Here is an 18,943-nt window from a genome sequence, read left to right as displayed (position 1 = left end):
CGGTACTGCCGGGAGCGCGGCATCGCCTGGTTTGCCTCGTGTTGGGATGAGGAGGCGGTTGAATTTATGGCGCAGTTCGACCCGCCGCTGTACAAGGCCGCTTCGGCTTCCCTCACCGATCACGCGCTGCTCAAAAAAATGAAAGCCACAGGCAAACCATTGATGATCTCCACCGGCATGTCACATATGGTTGAAATTGAGGCCGCCGTGGAAAGCGTTGGCCTCGATAACCTGCTCATTGCCCATTCTACATCTGCGTACCCCTGCCGGGTGGAAGAACTCAACCTGAAAATGATCCACACGCTCAAGGCAATTTATCCCGGGGTGCCGGTTGGCTACTCCGGGCACGAGGTAGGGCTGGCCCCTACCTGGGCTACCATCAGCCTGGGCGCCACGTTTGTGGAGCGGCACATCACCCTGGATCGGGCCATGTGGGGCAGCGACCAGGCCGCCTCGGTAGAAATTATTGGCCTGCACAACCTGGTGCGCAATATCCGCGATATTGAAAAATCGTTGGGCAACGGCGTCAAGCGTGTTTATCCCAGCGAAATGAACGCGCTGCAAAAATTGCGCCGGGTTAAAACACCACTGTTCTATCAGGGCCGAGATCATTGCCTTATTGAACCAGCCACTGCCGGTCAGCAAGCAAACTTGGTCTGAAACGCCGGCCAGTATCTTCTCAAGTTTCCTGCATGATACCCGATGAGGGTCATATGGCCCATAAAGCCGGGCGGATGGGTTAAATAGCCAAGACAAGTGTACCCCAGTGTCGCCTAAAATAAATAGGACTTACGCACATTCCAGAGGTGACAGTCACTTTGTAAGTGACTGTCACCTCTGGAATGCAGCAACGATTTGCGTAAGTCCTAATAAACCTAAATTTCCAACATGCGGTAAAACAACTATAATCCAGGAAAACGATATTCTTTCTTCAAAAATACCTCTTACTGAGTGTAAGAGGAAATAATATGACAAAGTTACAACCGGCACCAACTCACTATACGGTCAGGAACCTGGGGATTTCACACCAATTCATCATTTCCAGCCGCAAAATTTGGTACGTGATGGCTACTACAGGGTTCGGTGTGCTTATTTGGACAATTGGATGCATCACCCTTGCTATTTTCTTGCCGGGCCTGTTCAACAGTATGCTCAATGCCACAGACGGACAAGAAATCGGCGTGTTCCATGTAGCTATTGCCGTCGTTCTGCTGGCTTCTCTGGTATTTTGGATATTCCTGGGTGTATTCATTGTGCGGATATTCCTGTGGCACATTGGCGGGAAAGAAATCATAGAAATCACCCCGCAATCAATCAAGCTACGCCGCCAAATTTTCAACTTGGGGCGAACGAAAGTGTATCCCCTAAAACACGTCAAAAATTTGCGCTTTGCCCCGCCAGCGCAAGCGCCTGATCTTCCAGATATAGCCGTAGACCCTTACGGTATCAGCTTAACGATTGATTGGCTGGCGTTTGAATATGATAAAAAAACAATTTGGTTTGCCCGCAGCCTCAATGAGACAGAGGCCAGGCATCTTTTGAAGGCCATTCAGCAACATCTTGTTCAAGGGGCAAGTTAACATCTATGATTCATAGAACAACTTATTCGTTTCTTAAGCACCTTCCGAGTGGCTCAAATAGGCCATATAATCATCCAGGGCACGTTGATTATGTTCAAGCATAAGCTGAGTCACGTGATCAGAATTGCGGGTGCGCAACGTAATCAAAAAATCTCGATACTCCTGCTGCGCTGTGGGAATGCGGCGGGCAAACGCTTCGCTAAAACAATGTCGTCGCAAACGCTGCCAGTGATCGGCTGTTCGGAGTAAAAGGTTTCTGAGCAAAGGCATATTTGCTTTTTCGCTGATACAAGAATGCAGTTCAATTTCATATTGCGACCACTGTTCAGGGTCATCCACAACCCCATCCATCCGGTGGAACATCGCTTCCAGCTCGGTAAAATCAAGCTCGTTCATTTTTTGACATGCGGCCCGCGCGCTAATAATTTGTAAAGAGGTTAAAACTTCAAAAATTTCTTGAAAGAGTTCCTGGTGAATCTTGGTAACTTGTGCGCCATGCGCTTCGATGGTGACCAGGGAATCAGATTCTAGCTGCTGCAATGCTTCTTGGATAGATGTTGAACTCATGCCAAAATCCGTGGAAAGTTCATCAATATCCAAATTTACGCCGGGCCGTAACTTTCCGGTGAGTATTTTTTCCCTCAGAATTTCATACGCCAAAGCATTCTTCTTCTGCACCATTGTCTTTTAACCCAATAGATTGCCTGCGTATATATATTACCATCCACTACCTACCATAAAAGCAATTTTATTATAGCCAAAAATACCCAGGTTATTCGGATAATAACTGGACTATCTCGGATAAAAACGGGTTTCTGTTTGGGGCTATTCTTTATCTGGCTCGCTTGCGATAAACACGCGGGGATAGGCCGGCCTGTTTGCGAAACACCCGGCCAAAATAAGAAGGATCGTTGAAGCCCACCAAAAACGCTACCGCCGTGATAGATTTTTTGGTATTACGCAGTAAGGCTTTGGCATGCACAATACGATAACGATTTAAGTATTCCCACGGGGAAATGCCCAATTCTTGGCGAAAAATTTGCCCCAGATAATCTTTGTTGACTCCCACGGCCTCGGCAATTTCTTGGCGGGTGAGGGTGTTGGCGTAATGTTGGTGAAAATAGGCAATGGTCCGTTTAACCAGAGCGCTGGTATGGGGCGGAAGCATATCGGTGCCAAACAGGGCGCGGTGCAGCGTAGCCATCGCCTCAACTTCTGATAAAATCCCTTTACTTTGCAGCGTAACCAGGGCATGCTGTTCAAGCCGCTTCACATCGTCAAGGGTAAGCGAGTGCCCGCTTAAAATTACCACCGGCACACTGCGGGTTTGTTCATCGGCCCGCATTTGCTCCAGAACGTCAAAGCCATCCTTTTCCGGCATAACCAAATCTAATATTACCAAACTGGGTATTGTTTGGGCCATTTTTGCTAAAGCCACCACTCCATTATGGGCAATTTCAATGGGGAATCCGGGCAGGCTTTTGGCCACCATGCCCCGATACAGCTCGCAGATTTGCGGGTCATCATCCACAATTAAAATGGGGCCGGTTACTTCGGGCGGGCACAGGGCATTAATGGCGTCTAATAAAGTTTCACCACCCACCGGCTTGACCAGCAGGTTGGTTAGCCCGGTAGTGGTTTCTGCTTCATTTCCTTTTTCTCGTTGATACAAGATAAAGGGAATTTGATTCAGGCGGGGGATATTGCGTAATTGCTGCATCATTAACCAATCGTTGGGCGGAGCATTGGCAAAATCCCAGGCCAATGCCGTAGGTTGAACCTCGGCCAGCACTTGTTCAAGGTCGTCATCAAGTTGAAGCTGGCGAATTTTTAACCCCTGGCGTTGGCTGAGGTTGATAATTTCATTTGGCGGCCGGTCTTGGGTCGAAATCACCAAGATGACGGACTCCGCAAATGGCTTGAATGAAGCCGGTTGGTCGCCCAGACTGGGTAAGGGCAGGTGAACATGAAACGTGCTGCCCTGGCCTGGCCGGCTATCCAGATGGATTAATCCCCGATGCAGGGTGACCAACCGGCGGGTAATAGATAACCCTAAGCCCAGGCCTGCTGTGTTTTGGCCGGTTTTCTCTCCGGTAACAAATGGCTCAAAGATTTGTTCTTGCATATTGGCCGGAATACCAATGCCGGTATCTTGAACCCAGATATGGAGATACGGCGGTGCAACATCAGCGCCCAGTTCAATCTGCCCTTTATCGGTAAACTTACGAGCGTTGCCCAATAAATTGAGCACAATTTGCCGCAACCGGATTGGATCGGCCTGGATAATGGGCAAACGATTGGGCAATTGCAAGCGCCATTCAACCGCGCTTACCAAATCTGGGTCTTCTGTCATATCTTGAAAAATATCTGAAAGAAATTTTTGCGGGTTGATCAGTTCAAGGTTTAAATCAAGTTCGTCAATTTCAGCGCGGGATAAATCTAACAAATCATTGATAACGTGTTGCAGGTGTTTGGCGTTCCGGTGGATATGCTCAAGACCTGTGAGCAGGCTAGACGATAAAACGGTATCGGACGACTGTAGTTCTTTGCGGGCCAGTTGGGTATATCCTAAAATGATATCGAGAGGGTTACGCAGTTCGTGCGTTACATTGGCCAGCAACCGGGTTTTAAGTTGATCGGCTCTTTCGGCGGTGATTCGGGCCTGGAGGGCTTCATTGTACAGTTGCACGTTTTGTTTAAAAAGCTGGGTTCCCTTTAAAACACTGCTTATTTGTCTACAAAGCGCCTTAAGAATATGTCCGGTCTCTATCTCCCCTTCAAAAACAACAAAGCCCTGTTGTTCATTTTGGAAATATAGCGGCTGAACAACTAACGTGGCGCGCTGTTCGCTGGAAAGCAAATCGGCTGGTACGAGTTCTTTTGCCGGGAAACGTCGTCCTGCCGGCCGTAGTTTGATCCGACCAGCCTGATTGTACGCCAGCATGAGGCGGGCCCACCCGGCAGGGAAATCCGGATTTTCATAAAGGGAAAGGTAACAGCCGGTAATATCTAATTGTGGTAATTTCTGGGCCAATACGTCCATGAGTTCGCTCAATTCAAAACTGGTGATCAGCGTTTGACTGATCTCTCGTAAAACTTGGCTTTGTTGCTCAGTTTGGAATTGCAGCGCTAATTGCGTATGTTGGCCAATCTCGCCAATTAATACCCGGCCTTGTTGCCAGAGGTCCTCGGCCTGGGCCAATCTGCCGGGTTCAATGAAAGGTAGTAGCTGACGACGCATAACGGATAAGGCTCTTTGCCATACGGTCAGATTGCTGCCGACTGTAGTCATCTGGTTCAAAGTTTCTTCTAACGTTGGCAGAAAGATATCTGTGGCTTTTCCCTGCACTTCGGCCACAAAAGTATCCAACAATTGTTCTGCACAATGGTGAACCTGCTCTCCGGTATAAATGCGCAAGGCTTGAACCATCTCAGCAATAATCATCGTACGATGCGAGACCAACATTGCCGTAAGATTCTGAAAAGTGGGCGGAGTTGAACCGTGGTTACCGGTTTCGGCGGCAATGCGGGCGGAGGCCTGTAAGACAGCCTGGGAGGCACAACCACATGAACGGCGCACAACCAACTTGGTCGGCAAAGCAGTTTGGGCGGGTATGTCCTGGCCTGCAATCATAGCCATTAATAATTCAGCCGCATAGTTGACCTGTTCGCGGAAGGGAACCGTGACCGAAGTTAAAAGAGGGTTAGCCGCCCGCGCCTCTTTCGAGTCGTTCAAACCAACCACCGCCACTTCACCGGGAACCTGAATGCCGCGCTGTTTAAGCGCTTTCAGGGCGCCAATAGCCAACAGGTCGCTGGCGCCTACTACAACCTCAACATCAACTTTCGGCTGCAAGCCCCGCTCGTCAAACAAAACCCGGATCATGTCACGGCCGGTGGACTGGGCCCAATCGCCGGGTGGGGCGATCAGGCGGGGGTCAACCGGCAATCCGTACGATTTCAGCACGTCAAGATAGGCATCGTATAGTGTTTGGGCAGTTCGATGGTGTTCCGGACCGCGGATGAGGGCTAATCGCCGGTAGCCGTGTTCTTCAATGAGGTGAGCCATTAAAGCTTGCATACTTTGGGCATCTTCTTTATACACCGACGGAAGGCCCGGAAAGTTTTGCCCCAGGCTAACAATGGGCAAAGGGTGAAAGCGTTCGTAAAACTTGCGGTGTGTCTCGGTATCAATGTATGTCCCCATAGACGAAGTCCAGCTAATTAACCCGTCTACGCGTCCGGCACTGACCAAGTTGTAGAGCGCGTTAGCCTGGGCATGAAATCCTTGCGGATCTTGTAATATGCCGCCGGCAAAACAGATCAGATTAACCCCATGCTTTTCAGCCGCCCGGGCCACCCCCGAATAAAAGGCAAAGCCAACTTCATCCTCTATCTGCGGAGCCAGATAACCAATGGTTAAATGTTTTGATGGCTTGCTGCTGAGAGAGTTTTGTTCCTGGGCTATAAATGTATCTTTGTGCTCCACGGTCACTACTCGTTCCCAATTGATTCAAGCTTCTACCTATAGTGTAAAAAAAAATAGAATTCTGGCAATTGGCTTGGATGAGTCTGATAAAACAACAAAAAACAAAATCTAGTTTTTATCCGAATTGCTCTAGTTATTATCCGAATAATTAAAAACTTCTTGGACTATAATGGAATTACGATTCCAAGTTAAGGTTGGGCCTATTATTTTTAATTTTGCTGTGATTAAGTTACAGACAGGAGAAAAGAGCGTTGGCCGAAGCGATAACGAGCAACAAATTACTGCTTGAAGTGAACAACCTGAAGATGCACTTTCCTATCAAGCGCGGCTTTTTCCGGCCAAAAATAATTGGCCATGTTAAAGCGGTGGATGGGGTGAGTTTACACATCCGCGAAGGAGAGACCCTGGGCTTGGTTGGCGAGAGTGGCTGCGGCAAAACAACAACAGGTCGCGTTATTTTACGGGCCTACGAACCTACCGGCGGCGAGGTGTGGTTTGCCGACCGTAACATGGGCCGGATCAACGTGACCACCCTGGATAAGCCGCAGCTCAAAGCAATGCGCCAGAATATGCAATTGATTTTTCAAGACCCCTTCGCCTCGCTCAATCCCCGGATGAACCTGTTGCAGATTGTGGGCGAACCTTTACTGGTGAACGGCATTGCCCGCGGCAAAGTGCTAGAAGAACGGGTGGCTGAACTTTTGAAGGTGGTGGGGTTGCGGCCAGAGTACATGAGCCGTTACCCGCATGCTTTCAGTGGCGGGCAACGGCAACGCATTGGTATTGCTCGCGCCCTGGCACTTAACCCCCAACTGGTCATCTGTGACGAGCCTGTATCGGCGCTGGATGTTTCTATTCAGGCCCAAACCCTCAACTTGCTGCAAGACCTTCAGGGTGAATTTGGCCTCACCTATTTATTTATCTCTCATGATTTGAGCGTTGTTGAACACATCAGTGACCGGGTGGCAGTCATGTACGTTGGCAAGCTTGTCGAGAGCGCCGCCACCGATGATTTGTTCACCAAACCCAAACATCCTTACACCGAAGCATTGCTCTCGGCTGTGCCCAAACCTGACCCGCGCCAGCGTGGTGAGCCAATTGAATTGCCGGGTGACGTGGCTGACCCGGCCAATCCGCCCCCGGGCTGCTACTTCCACCCGCGTTGTCAATATCGAGTGGATCGCTGTGAAATCGAATCTCCAACCTTGCGGGAGATTGCCCCGGAACACTTTGTTAGTTGTCATCGAGCTAAAGAGTTGCAGTTAGCAGGCGTCCTTAGCTCGGTCAAGTCAGTAGTTTAAATATGTTGTGTCTGGACTTTTACCGGGCGGGATGAAGGCAATGCCTTGATCTACCCCAAGTTAAACCCGAAACAAGTTTACGAAATGCTGTATTAAGCGAAAGGAGGTGAGGACCCTACAAATAGGCAAAAGGAAGTAAATCATCTCTCTATGGTAGAAGAACAGGTTACATATTAATATTTTTTATTTTGTTTACCTTGAATCCAAGGAGGTAGAAAATCATGGCACAGAAACGAATAATAAGTAGACGTAAGTTCTTACAGTTATCCACATTGGCTGCGGCGGGCGCAGTGGCGACAGCTTGTGCAGGCGCAGAACCTACCGAAGCGCCCGTGCAAGAAGCACCAACCGAAGCACCGGCTGAACCAACCGAAGCGCCGGCTGAACCAACCGAAGCACCGGCTGAACCAACCGAAGCACCGGCTGAACCAACCGAAGCGCCAACTGAAGCTCCGCCTGCCGCTACCGGCGGCGAAGCCCCGATGCTGGCCGAACTGGTCGCCGCGGGCGAATTGCCCCCTCTGGCCGAACGCCTGCCCAAGAATCCCGCCGTTATCCCGGTTAACGATGGGATCGGCAACTACGGCGGCACCATCCGCCGTGGCTTTAAGGGTGTTTCCGACCGCTGGGGCCCCACCAAAATGAACGACCACTTTTACGCCTGGTTTGACATAGACCTGAACCTGATCCCTCATTTGGCCGAATCCTGGGAAACCAACGACGACGCCAGCGAGTGGACCTTCCACCTGCGTGAAGGCACCAAGTGGTCCGACGGCGTTGAGTTTACCACCGATGACCTGGTGTGGTGGTACGAAAACGTGATGCTCAACACCGACCTCTTCCCCGCGGTGTACACCAAATGGACTGCCGGCCCCGAGAGAACCCCCATGGAACTGGAGGCAATTGACAAATATACCTTTAAGATGAAATTTGTCCAGGCCATGCCACTCTTTATCTACGACCTGACTCGTGGGGTGGGGATGGAAGCCTTTGGCGTAGGGAATACCGTACCCAGCCATTACATGAAGCAGTTCCACCCCAATTTTGGCGATAAGGACGCCATCGAAGCGGCAGCCAAAGAGGCTGGTTTTGAGAGCTGGGCGCAATATTATCTGGAAAGTAGGGACTATTGGTACATGAATCCTGAACGCCCTGGTCTTGGCCCATGGTTGGCCAAAAACGCGCTCTCGGAGGAGTTGTTTGTGATGGAGCGCAACCCCTATTTCTACGGGGTAGACCCCGAAGGCAACCAACTGCCCTATGTTGACCACGTCAACCACCGCCTGTTTGAGGCGGACGAGGTTTTTAACCTGTGGATCACCAACGGCGAAATCGACTTCCAGCAGCGCCGGGTTGCCATGTCTAACTACACGCTCTACAAGGAAAGCGAGGAGTCTGGCGACTACCGCGTTTTCGTCCAGAAAAACGCCAATCACGTGGCTATGCAACCAAACCAAACCACCAAAAACGAGCGGCTGCGGGAATTCTTCAATGACCGCAATGTGCGCATCGCCCTCTCGCTGGCCGTCAATCGCGACGAGCTAAACGAGCTGGCTTATGATGGATTCTATAAGCCACGCCAGTACAGCCCCATGGAAGAATCGCCCCAGTACTACCCCAAACTGTCCAATGCCTACATTGAGTACGACCCGGATGAGGCCAACCGCCTGCTGGACGAAGCCGGCTACGCCGAAAAGGATGCCGACGGTTTCCGCTTGTGGAAGGACGGCAGTGGGGAAACCCTGAGCTTCATCATCGAGGGCACGGCCGAGGCCGGCACGCCCGACGAGGACGGGGCCCAGTTGGTGGCAAAATACTTTGCCGACGTGGGTGTTAAGGCGACGTACAGTTATGCCGAACGCTCGCTGTACACCGAACACTTCGAGTCCAACGACATCGAAGCCGCCTTTTGGGGCGGCGACCGGACCCTCCTGCCCCTGGCGCCCCTGGCCCCCATCTTCCGGGGGACCATGCGTGACCGCCCGTGGGGCAACGCCTGGGGTATGTGGTGGGACGATCCCAGTGACCCCAACGCCGAAGAGCCACCCGAGGGCCATTGGATCTGGGATATCTGGGACATCTGGGACGAAGTCTCGCAGACACCCGACCCGGATAAGCAGACCGAGTTATTCTCTGGGATACTTGATATCTGGGCTGAAGAGTTGCCGATGATTGGCTTCCTGGGTCAGCAGCCGGTGCCGTGTATTGTTAAGAATGGCTTCCGGGGCTACCTGGAAGGGATGCCGGTTGACGACACCGTTGCCGACGAACACTTACTGGGGCCGGAAACCCATTACTGGGAAGACCCTGAAAATCATGTGTAGTTAGTAGCAAGCGTTGTATCTTGTGGGGGCAGGCTTCATGCTGCCCCCCACAGAGAATAAATGAGTTCCCGGATTGTAAATGCCGAAGGTATTCAATGGCTGTTTCTAAGTATCATACACGGTGATGTTTTGGAGGTAATATATGCTAGGTTATATCCTGCGGCGTGTTCTGCTGATGATCCCCACCCTGCTCGTCATCTCGCTCATTTCCTTTTTTATTATCCAACTCCCGCCGGGCGATTTTTTAACCTCTTATGCCGCCCAAATGAGATCTCAAGGTGATAACATTGACCAGGAAAGGATTGAAAACCTGAGAGAACGCTACGGGTTGGGCCAACCCATCTACATGCAATACTACAAGTGGATGAGTGGTATCTTTTTGCGGGGTGACTGGGGTCAGTCTATGGAATGGCAGAAACCGGTCAAAGACCTCATCTGGGAGCGGCTGGCCTTAACCGTTATGCTTTCCCTGGTAGCCATTTTGGTCAGTTGGTTTGTGGCCATTCCGGTGGGAGTCTATTCGGCTACCCATCAATATTCAATCCCCGATTACGTGATGAGTATTATCAGTTTTGTGGGGGTGGGCACGCCCGGCTTTTTGCTGGCCCTGATTGTCATGTGGGTGGCCATGAGCCAGTTGGGGCTGAATGTGGGGGGGCTGTTTTCGGAGGAGTACCTGTTGGCCCCGTGGAGTATAGATAAAGTGATAGATATGCTCAAACACCTGTGGATTCCCGTGGTGATCATCGCGCTGGAGAGTACGGCGGGGAGTATCCGCACCACCCGCGCCAACTTGCTTGATGAACTGAACAAACCCTACGTGGAAACGGCCCGCGCCAAAGGCCTGACCGAGGGCAAATTGATTTGGAAATACCCGGTGCGGGTTGCGTTGAACCCTTTCTTTAGCACCGTTGGCTGGTCGCTGGCCGCCTTGATTTCCGGCCAAACCTTGATTGCCGTTGTGCTCAGTTTGCAGACAACCGGGCCGATGATGTTACGCGCCCTGTTATCTCAAGATATGTACCTGGCCGGCAGCTTTCTGCTTTTATTGAGTACACTGACCGTTATCGGTACGCTCATCTCGGATATTCTGTTGGCGTGGGTCGATCCCCGCATCCGGCTGGGAGGTTAAAGCAATGAACAGAGATGACTTAGAAATGCTCGAAGATAGCCAGGGTGAAGAAAGCCACGGGATCGACGACCTGGATGTAGTAGAAGATATCACCTCAGAAGAAGAGAAAGTATATGTTGCCTCTTACTGGCAATTGATGTGGTGGCGATTTCGCAAACACAAAATGGCCGTCATCAGTGTTATTATTTTGATACTATTCTATTTTGTGGCCCTTTTTCCCGGGTTTGTTGCGCCTTACGATCCCGAGCAGTATTTTGCCAAATACAAACTGGCCCCGCCTTCCGATATTCACCTTATAGATACCGAAGGCCAATTACAGCGGCCATTTGTTTACAAAATTGTCCGATCAAAAGATCCCGAAACACTCCGCAATCTTTACACCGAAGATACCACTACCCGCTACCCCATTCAGTTCTTTGTTCGTAGTTCTGAATATAAAGTACTTGGCCTCTGGACCACAGATATCCATCTTTTTGGTTTGCCCGTTCCCCAAGAAGAACAAGGTCTCTTCTTGTTTGGAGCCGACCGTCTGGGACGAGATGTATTTTCCCGTACCTGTAAGGGAACCCAAATTTCGCTCTCGATTGGCCTGGTTGGCGTGTTAATGAGTTTGACCCTGGGTATTGTTTTGGGAGGCATGTCGGGATACTACGGCGGCGCGCTTGATGTTATCATTCAACGAGTCATTGAGTTCATCCGCACCATTCCCAGTATCCCGCTATGGATGGCCCTCAGCGCCGCGTTGCCTTCTGATTGGTCTATTATACAAACCTACTTTGCCATTACCGTCATCCTGTCGCTGATTGGTTGGACCTGGATGGCCCGGGTGGTGCGTGGCCGTTTCCTGGCCATGCGTGAAGAAGACTTTGTCATGTCGGCCCGCTTGGTTGGTTCCGGCGAGATGCGCATTATTCTGCGGCATATGCTGCCCTCTTTTCTAAGTTATATCATTGCTGCCCTTACGCTGGCTATCCCCGGCATGATCCTGGCCGAAACCGGCCTCAGCTACATTGGCTTGGGGTTGCGGGCGCCGGCCATCAGTTGGGGTGTCTTACTCCGTGAAGCCCAAAATGTGCGATCGCTGGTTTTGGCCCCTTGGGTGTTGATCCCGGCCTTAGCCGTGATCATTGCCATACTTGCCTTTAACTTTGTGGGTGACGGTCTGCGTGATGCCGCCGATCCCTACTCGCGTTAGGGCCTAACCCGTGAAATCTCTGTCCAAAGAATAAGGATTTCCGGCAGCAACTATCTTTTGTTCCCGGCTTTGGCCGGTTTAGGAAACCTGTTATGGAAAATAATAACGTACTGCTTGATGTCAATAATTTGAAGACCTACTTTTTTATGGATGAAGGCACCGCCCGCGCCCTGGATGGCGTTGATTTCCAGGTTAAACGCGGCCAAACCCTGGGCGTTGTGGGCGAGAGCGGGTGCGGCAAATCGGTTACTGCCCGCTCTATTTTGCGCATCGTGCCTCGGCCCGGCCGAATTGTCGAAGGCAAGATCACCTATTACCTGCCTGTCGAAAATGGTACACTAACGGAAGTGATAGATTTGACGGAAGTGAACCCTAAAGGTACCCTCATTCGTAGTATTCGTGGCGGGCAAATTGCCCTGGTGCCGCAAGAACCGATGACCTCGCTCAGCCCGGTGCATACGTTGGGCAACCAGATCAGCGAAGCCATTGTGCTGCATCAGTCCGTATCCAAGGCCGAAGCCCGAGAAAAAGCTATTGAAATGTTGAACCTGGTAGGGATGCCCCAACCCAGCCGCACCATTGATCGTTATCCGCACGAACTGAGCGGCGGAATGCGCCAGCGGGGGGTGATAGCGATGTCGTTATCGTGCCATCCCAACTTACTCATTGCCGACGAGCCAACCACTGCCCTGGACGTGACCACCGAAGCCGCCATTTTAAAACTCATGCGCCAGTTACAAGATGAACTGGGCATGGCCATTATGTTCATCACCCACAACCTGGGGGTGATAGCGCAGATGACCGAGTATGTTATTGTGATGTACATGGGCAAAGTGGTTGAAGAAGCGGATGTTGACACCATCTTTTATAACCCCAAACATCCATACACCCAGGCGCTGCTCCAGTCTATCCCTCGTCTGGGCCAAAGAACCCGGGAACGACGGCGGCTGGAATCAATTAAGGGCACCGTACCCGACCCCTATTCTATCCCCAAAGGTTGTTCTTTCCATCCGCGTTGCAGCCAGAGAATTCCTGGCGTGTGCGACCAAAAAGACCCGCCTTACATTGAGGTTGGCGAGAGGCATAAGGTCCGCTGTGTTTTGTATAAATAAACTAATAACGGGGCAAATTTATCTGGGGGGATAAATGCGATGAAAGTGATGCTCTTTTTCCCACCACATTGGACTCCCGCGATGCCGCATCTGGCTGTGCCCACCCTCACCGCCCACCTGCGCGCGCACAATGTGGACGTTATTCAACGCGATCTTAATATTGAGGTTTTTGATGCTGTTTTGAGCCGCGACTATCTCCGTCAGGTGCTCAAGCGTCTGCGTCAGGATAAGCGGCGGCCGGCCCGTCATATTTGCCCACCACAAGAGATGATGCAGTGGGCGCTGGATCACGGCCCCACGCTGGTCGAGCGGGTTGAGCACGCGATCAACGTCGTTCGTAGCGAGGCGTTTTTGGATGGGCCAATCGGCGTAGAGGCTTTCTTGACGATGTTTCAATGTCTGAACCTGGCTTCATTGCCCTTTTATCCGGCCTCGCTGAACCTTTCTACCTACACGCCGCCCTATCCGGTGGATCGAAGCAAAAACCTGCAACGCGCCATGCACGATCCGGCGCACAACATGTTTCTTGACCTGTTCAAGCGGCTGGTCATCCCCGACATCAAACGCGAGCAACCCGATATTGTGGGCATCTCCATCCCTACGCTGGAACAAATGCTGCCGGGCGCTACCCTGGCCTATCTGATCAAAGAAGCCGGTCTGCCGTGTCACGTGACTACCGGCGGCCCGCACATCACCATGCTGCGTGAGGCAATTCCGCAGGCGTCTGCCTTTTTTGATTGGTTTGACAGCGCGGTAATTTTTGGCGGTGAAACGCCACTGCTACGCCTGGTTGAAACGCTGGCCGGCAATGGCGACCTGTCGCAAGTGCCCCATTTGATTTACCGCGACGGCGACCGGGTGCGGACCACTGCAAATCACGAATTGGAGCCGGGTTTTGACCCGCTGCCCTTGCCTGATTTTGACGGTCTGCCCCTGGACCGCTATTTGGTTCCCAAGTTGGTGTTGCCGCTGCGTACCGCGCAAGGCTGTTACTACGGCAAATGCGCTTTTTGCAACGTGGATTACGGCGGGCCATCTTCCTACAAGCCACTCCAGTCCCAGCGAATTGTTGACCAGATGGTGGCTCTCCATAAAAAATACGGCACGCAGCACATCTTTTTTGCCGATGAGGCCATCACGCCGCGCAACCTGCGCGATATGGCGCCCATCTTGGCCCAGCAATATCCGCCCATTTACTGGTGCGGCTGTGTTCGTTTTGAAAAACCGCTCACCCGCGATATTTTGAAGAAGGTGGCCCAGGGCGGCGGCTGTATGTTGCTCTTTGGGCTGGAAACCGCCTCAAAACCTATTATGGCAGCCATGGCCAAAGGCACCCAACTGGAACACATGGGACGGATTCTGCAAGAAAGCGCCGCCGCCGGCATCTGGAACCACACCTTCTTCTTCTTTGGCTTCCCCGGCGAAACCATTGAAAACGCCCAGGAAACGGTCAACTTTATTTACCAAAACAAATACGCCATCCACTCGGCCTCACCGGGCGCGTTTGCCCTGGAGCGATACTCCCCGGTTCACCGCTACCCCGAAACCTATGGCCTCAAACGCATCATCGAAGACCCAGAGCGCGACCTGGCCATTTACTTTGATTACAAGGTTGAATCGGGCATGGATGAAACCATGGCCGAATTGGTGGTCTCCCGTTTTGTGGACAACCTGCCGGAAAAACGGTTTGGTCATTACTACATGACCGACGCCTACCGCTTTCTTTATGCCGCGCATTTGCGGGAAACAGGGCTACCTCATCCGCCATGGGTAGTTCCTGAAAAAATTGCAACACCAGTTTAACATTCATTAAACCTCATTGAGAGAGGTTTTTTCTATGGCAGACAACACCAAATTGTCTGCCCGCAAAAAATTTTATGCCAGGAATCTAAATCTAAGGAGTCAACCCATGCCCATCGCCTACCTTGGTTACAATCTGCAAAACGGTTACATTCACAATTGGTTAGTGGCCGGGCCTCAAGCTATTGCCGTGCCGGACCTGGACCGTTTTGCCGGGGACGATTTTAAACTTCAAATTGACCGTCACTACCATCAGGCAGATTCCGGCATCACCCAGCCGCCGGTTGAACATACCACTTTCTCCATTGGCGATACCGAATTGCGCTGGGATTATTTGAGCTGCCGCGACGACCACTTTGTTGACCGCTCTGCTTTTTACCACACCTGCCATTATTTACAAACCTGGGCCTACGCCCGTGTGGCCAGTACGACGACCCAAGACGTAACCTTCATTCTGACCACTCACGGTCCGGCAGACATCTGGCTCAACGGCCGGCACATTTATCGCCACGAGCATTTTTATCACCCGATGCCTCGCAGCGTTTCCGTTCAAACCACGCTTGAAGACGGGCATAATGAAATTTTGGTGCGTTTTGCCAACGTTGCCACCCGCGATTGCCCGTATGCGATGGCCCTGCAACTTGTAGGTATCACCGTGGATGATGATCAAGACAATGTTGTGTTTCTGCCCACCGCTAACGGCGATGTAGCTCGTTTTCAAACCCTGGAGCAAATGTTTGAGGCCGCTTACCTGGACCGCGACGTGTACGTGTGGGACGACAAAATCATCCTGCGCCTGCCGGAAGATATGCCGCCGCCGACCACGGCCGCGGTGCGATTTCAATCACCCGCCAACCGCATTTACCTGGAATCGCTTAAATTTGGCGAAAATAAAAAAACCAATGAGACCCGGCTGAGTCAGGCCTATCATTTCCCGGAAGGCCCCTATCGGGCGGTATTGATGCCGCACCCCAAAGAGTTCCACGAAGGCAACATGCGCATCCACCGCGATATTCCTTTTTACCTGATGCGCAATCGCTATTCCCAAACGCTTTACGGCACCTACCCGGAACGCCGCCGCGAAGCCCTGGAAGACGCTGCCCGCCGCGAGCAAAATGTTTTTTCCGAAATTGCCAAAATGGCCCTGGGCGCGTGGTCTCAGGTTCGCCTCGACGCCATCCTGGAAAGCATCGAAAATATCAACCGGCGCGCGGATTGCAGCGATTTTTACTTGGCCGGATTGTTGGGAATGTTGTATCGTTACGGCGATGACCCATCGTTTCCGGCAAAAATTAGAGAACCGCTGGAAGCCTGCATTCTCAACTTCAAATATTGGGACGATGAACCGGGCAGCGATGTGATGTGGTACTGGTCGGAAAACCACCAAATCCTCTTCCACACCTGCGAAATTCTGGCCGGTCAACTTTTCCCCGATAAAACATTTCCCAACGCCAATCAAACCGGCCAATGGCATCGGGAAAAAGGTGAGCGGCTGGCCCTCTCCTGGCTGCAAAAACGGGCAAAAGGCGGCTTTCAGGAGTGGGACTCGAACGTTTATTTTGAAGAAGATTTGCTGGCCTTATCGCACCTGGTTGACCTGGCCGAAAATCCCCAGGTTTACGAATTGGCCGCGGTGATCATGGACAAGATGTTTTTTACCATGGCTGTCAATTCGTACCGGGGCACGTTTGGCTCCACCCACGGGCGGACTTACAGCCCGCACATTAAAGGCGGGCGGTTGGAGTCTACCGCCGGCATTAGCCGTTTGATGTGGGGCATGGGCGTGTTCAACCAGCATATTTTGGGGCCGGTCAGCCTGGCTTGCGCCGTAAACTATGAACTCCCCCCTCTCATTCAACAGATTGCCACCGCTTTGCCCGAAGAAATGTGGAGTCGTGAGCGCCATGCCGGTGAGTTTGAAGAATGGTGCGACCGGAAAACCGGCTCTTGGGAAGTCAACAAAGTCACCTATAAAACGCCCGACTATATGCTTTGTTCGGCGCAGGATTACCGCCCCGGCGAAGAAGGTTCCCAGCAGCACCTCTGGCAGGCGACGATGGGTCCCGACGCGGTGGTGTTTGTCAACCACCCCGCCTGGGTCAGCGAAGAAGGCTCCCATCGGCCCGATTTCTGGCACGGCAATATTATCCTGCCCCGCACCGCCCAATGGAAAGATGTGTTGGTCTCCATCCACAACCTGCCGGAGGACGATTGGCTGGGTTTCACTCACGCCTACTTCCCCGTTTTTGCCTTTGACGAATACGTGCTGCGCGACGGCGCCAACGGCCAGAAATGGGCCTTTGCCCGCAAGGACAACGGCTACCTGGCCCTGACCGCCGCCCAGGGTTTTGAACTTATCACGCGGGGAGATAACGCCTACCGTGAATTGCGCTCCTACGGGCTGCGCAATAGCTGGTTGTGCCACATGGGCCGGGCCGCATTGGACGGCGAGTTTAGCGACTTTCAGGAAAAAGTGCTGGCACTGACCGTAACCTTTGACGACTTGTTGGTCCAATGCGATACGTTGCGCGGCGAGACATTTGCCTTTGGCCGGGAAGGCCCATTGTTGTTGAACGGCCAGGAACAGCCGATCAAGGATTTCAAACATTATGAGAATCCCTATTGTGTGGCCGACCTGTCTGCACCGCAAATGGAAATTGCGTTTGGCGATAAATTGATGAGATTAGAGATGGCGTAAACCACGATACCGGTTCAAGTAAGCATCAAACAACAGACCGGCACGTTGATGACTTCCGCGACCGCTGCGTTTTTAGCGCCGATATGAATAGTGAGGATACGCTGAGCGTGCTGGTCAATTATCGCAACGGGGCCTCGCTCACCTATTTGTTGCACGTTTTTATGCCCTGGGAGGGGTATGTGATTGCCTTTAACGGCAGCAAGGGCCGGCTGGAACATACGATGCAGGAAACTGTCTACATCAGCGGCGACGGTTCGGTGGCCGACGGCACTCGCATCAAAATTATGCCCCACTTCCAACCCGGCTACGAGATGCCGGTTGATAAAAATGGCGGCGGTCACGGCGGGGCCGACCCCGTGAGGCTGCAAGACCTGTTTAATCCGCAAGGAGTCGACAAGTATCAACGCGCCGCCGATTGCCGCTCCGGCGCGTGGTCAATTTTAACCGGCATTGCCGGCAACCATGCCCTGGCACAAAAACGCGCCATCCGCATTGATGAATTGATCCGGGACCTGGCTGAGCCTGACTATCCGCCCATGCCAAAACCAACCGAGGCCATGGACCCGCTGCCCCTCAAACGTTCTACTGCCGTACGCGGTTAAATAAAACCGGGAATCTCGAAGTTAGCTTCGAGATTCCCACATTTTCAAAGGAGAAAATCTTATGAGCAAAGGCCGAATTTATCAAGACCCCCAATTTAAATATAGTGACAGCTACAGCAACCGCGAAGTGACCCAACTCACCAACTATTTGGGCCACTCGCACCATTTTTACTTTACCGACGAATGTTGGCTCAAAGGTGGTCGCTCGTTCATTTTTAAGTCGGACCGGGAGAATGCCAACAACTTCTTCCGCTACGATCTGGACACGGCTATCATCACCCAATTGACCGAATTACAGGACGTTCGGCCGTCCAGCGGTTATTACAGCCTGGCGAATCACGCTCTCTATTACTGGGCCGGGCAAACCTTGTACGAACTGAATATGGACACGCTGGCCGAACGCGCGGTGTACGAAACTACCTCGCCGGAGGTTCGCCCCGGGCGACCGGCCTCCACCGCGGACGGCCAATACATTTGCAGCACGCTGGTTGAATACCCGCCGGAAGATAAACCACGGATTTCGTTTTCCTACTCTCGCTTCCGCGAGTTTTTCAAAAATCCGCCCTTTACCCAAATTGCCCGCATTGAGGTGTCCACCGGCCACGCCGACATCATCCTTGAAGACCGGCGTTACATGACCCACGTCAACACCTCGCCTGCGCTACCGGACATTATGACCTATTGCCACGAAGGCCCCTGGGATTGGGTGG

At 52.1% G+C, this 18,943-nt stretch carries 13 protein-coding genes; 11 read left to right on the top strand and 2 right to left on the bottom strand.

Translation table 11 applies throughout. The features are described 5' to 3' along the window. Both JW953_09210 and JW953_09205 read left to right on the top strand, forming a co-directional pair. Nucleotides 1-660: N-acetylneuraminate synthase family protein (locus tag JW953_09210; protein MBN1992873.1), on the top strand; the 660-nt coding region annotated here is incomplete at its 5' end. 308 nt (nt 661-968) lie between these two features. Next, nucleotides 969-1,580, top strand: coding sequence for a hypothetical protein (locus tag JW953_09205; protein ID MBN1992872.1), 612 nt, complete (start codon nt 969-971; stop codon nt 1,578-1,580). Nucleotides 1,581-1,613: 33 nt separating this feature from the next. Here the strand turns inward: JW953_09205 and JW953_09200 are convergent, their stop codons facing one another. Both JW953_09200 and JW953_09195 read right to left on the bottom strand, forming a co-directional pair. Further along, on the bottom strand, nt 1,614-2,261 hold the full coding sequence (locus tag JW953_09200) for a GntR family transcriptional regulator (GenBank protein ID MBN1992871.1): 648 nt from the start codon (nt 2,259-2,261) through the stop codon (nt 1,614-1,616). Nucleotides 2,262-2,412: 151 nt separating this feature from the next. Continuing rightward, complete coding sequence (locus tag JW953_09195) at nt 2,413-6,069, bottom strand: substrate-binding domain-containing protein (protein ID MBN1992870.1); 3,657 nt, start codon at nt 6,067-6,069, stop codon at nt 2,413-2,415. Nucleotides 6,070-6,374: 305 nt separating this feature from the next. On the opposite strand from JW953_09195, the gene JW953_09190 reads away from it, so the two are divergent. From JW953_09190 to JW953_09150, 9 genes are all read left to right on the top strand, one after another. Continuing rightward, the gene (locus tag JW953_09190) at nt 6,375-7,370 is read left to right on the top strand and encodes an ATP-binding cassette domain-containing protein (protein MBN1992869.1); all 996 of its coding nucleotides are present in this window, start codon (nt 6,375-6,377) and stop codon (nt 7,368-7,370) included. 221 nt (nt 7,371-7,591) lie between these two features. Beyond that, nucleotides 7,592-9,694, top strand: coding sequence for a twin-arginine translocation signal domain-containing protein (locus JW953_09185; GenBank protein MBN1992868.1), 2,103 nt, complete (start codon nt 7,592-7,594; stop codon nt 9,692-9,694). 142 nt (nt 9,695-9,836) lie between these two features. Beyond that, nucleotides 9,837-10,826, top strand: coding sequence for an ABC transporter permease (locus JW953_09180; protein MBN1992867.1), 990 nt, complete (start codon nt 9,837-9,839; stop codon nt 10,824-10,826). 25 nt (nt 10,827-10,851) lie between these two features. Beyond that, the gene (locus JW953_09175; protein ID MBN1992866.1) at nt 10,852-12,021 is read left to right on the top strand and encodes an ABC transporter permease; all 1,170 of its coding nucleotides are present in this window, start codon (nt 10,852-10,854) and stop codon (nt 12,019-12,021) included. A gap of 92 nt (nt 12,022-12,113) precedes the next feature. After that, a complete protein-coding gene (locus JW953_09170) occupies nt 12,114-13,133 on the top strand; it encodes an ABC transporter ATP-binding protein (GenBank protein MBN1992865.1) in 1,020 nt (339 codons plus the stop codon). Nucleotides 13,134-13,214: 81 nt separating this feature from the next. Continuing rightward, nucleotides 13,215-14,936 carry a radical SAM protein gene (locus JW953_09165; GenBank protein MBN1992864.1) on the top strand — a complete coding sequence of 574 codons (1,722 nt, stop codon included), beginning with the start codon at nt 13,215-13,217 and terminating at the stop codon, nt 14,934-14,936. Nucleotides 14,937-15,042: 106 nt separating this feature from the next. Beyond that, a complete protein-coding gene (locus tag JW953_09160) occupies nt 15,043-17,631 on the top strand; it encodes a hypothetical protein (protein ID MBN1992863.1) in 2,589 nt (862 codons plus the stop codon). Between the two features lie 83 nt (nt 17,632-17,714). Continuing rightward, the gene (locus JW953_09155) at nt 17,715-18,233 is read left to right on the top strand and encodes a hypothetical protein (protein MBN1992862.1); all 519 of its coding nucleotides are present in this window, start codon (nt 17,715-17,717) and stop codon (nt 18,231-18,233) included. A gap of 61 nt (nt 18,234-18,294) precedes the next feature. Beyond that, on the top strand, nt 18,295-18,943 hold a 649-nt coding region (locus JW953_09150; GenBank protein ID MBN1992861.1), incomplete at its 3' end, for an oligogalacturonide lyase.

This window comes from Anaerolineae bacterium (genome assembly GCA_016931895.1).
Taxonomy (GTDB): Bacteria; Chloroflexota; Anaerolineae; order 4572-78; family J111; genus JAFGNV01.
This window is presented reverse-complemented; position numbering and strand designations above follow the sequence as displayed.

Excerpts from the sequence above, each read along its gene's own strand:
- JW953_09205 (MBN1992872.1), top strand. The coding sequence starts at position 969 with ATGACAAAGTTACAACCGGCACCAACTCACTATACGGTCAGGAACCTG.
- JW953_09200 (MBN1992871.1), bottom strand. The coding sequence starts at position 2,261 with ATGGTGCAGAAGAAGAATGCTTTGGCGTATGAAATTCTGAGGGAAAAA.
- JW953_09190 (MBN1992869.1), top strand. The coding sequence starts at position 6,375 with ATGCACTTTCCTATCAAGCGCGGCTTTTTCCGGCCAAAAATAATTGGC.
- JW953_09185 (MBN1992868.1), top strand. The coding sequence starts at position 7,592 with ATGGCACAGAAACGAATAATAAGTAGACGTAAGTTCTTACAGTTATCC.
- JW953_09180 (MBN1992867.1), top strand. The coding sequence starts at position 9,837 with ATGCTAGGTTATATCCTGCGGCGTGTTCTGCTGATGATCCCCACCCTG.
- JW953_09175 (MBN1992866.1), top strand. The coding sequence starts at position 10,852 with ATGCTCGAAGATAGCCAGGGTGAAGAAAGCCACGGGATCGACGACCTG.
- JW953_09170 (MBN1992865.1), top strand. The coding sequence starts at position 12,114 with ATGGAAAATAATAACGTACTGCTTGATGTCAATAATTTGAAGACCTAC.
- JW953_09165 (MBN1992864.1), top strand. The coding sequence starts at position 13,215 with ATGCCGCATCTGGCTGTGCCCACCCTCACCGCCCACCTGCGCGCGCAC.
- JW953_09160 (MBN1992863.1), top strand. The coding sequence starts at position 15,043 with ATGCCCATCGCCTACCTTGGTTACAATCTGCAAAACGGTTACATTCAC.
- JW953_09155 (MBN1992862.1), top strand. The coding sequence starts at position 17,715 with ATGAATAGTGAGGATACGCTGAGCGTGCTGGTCAATTATCGCAACGGG.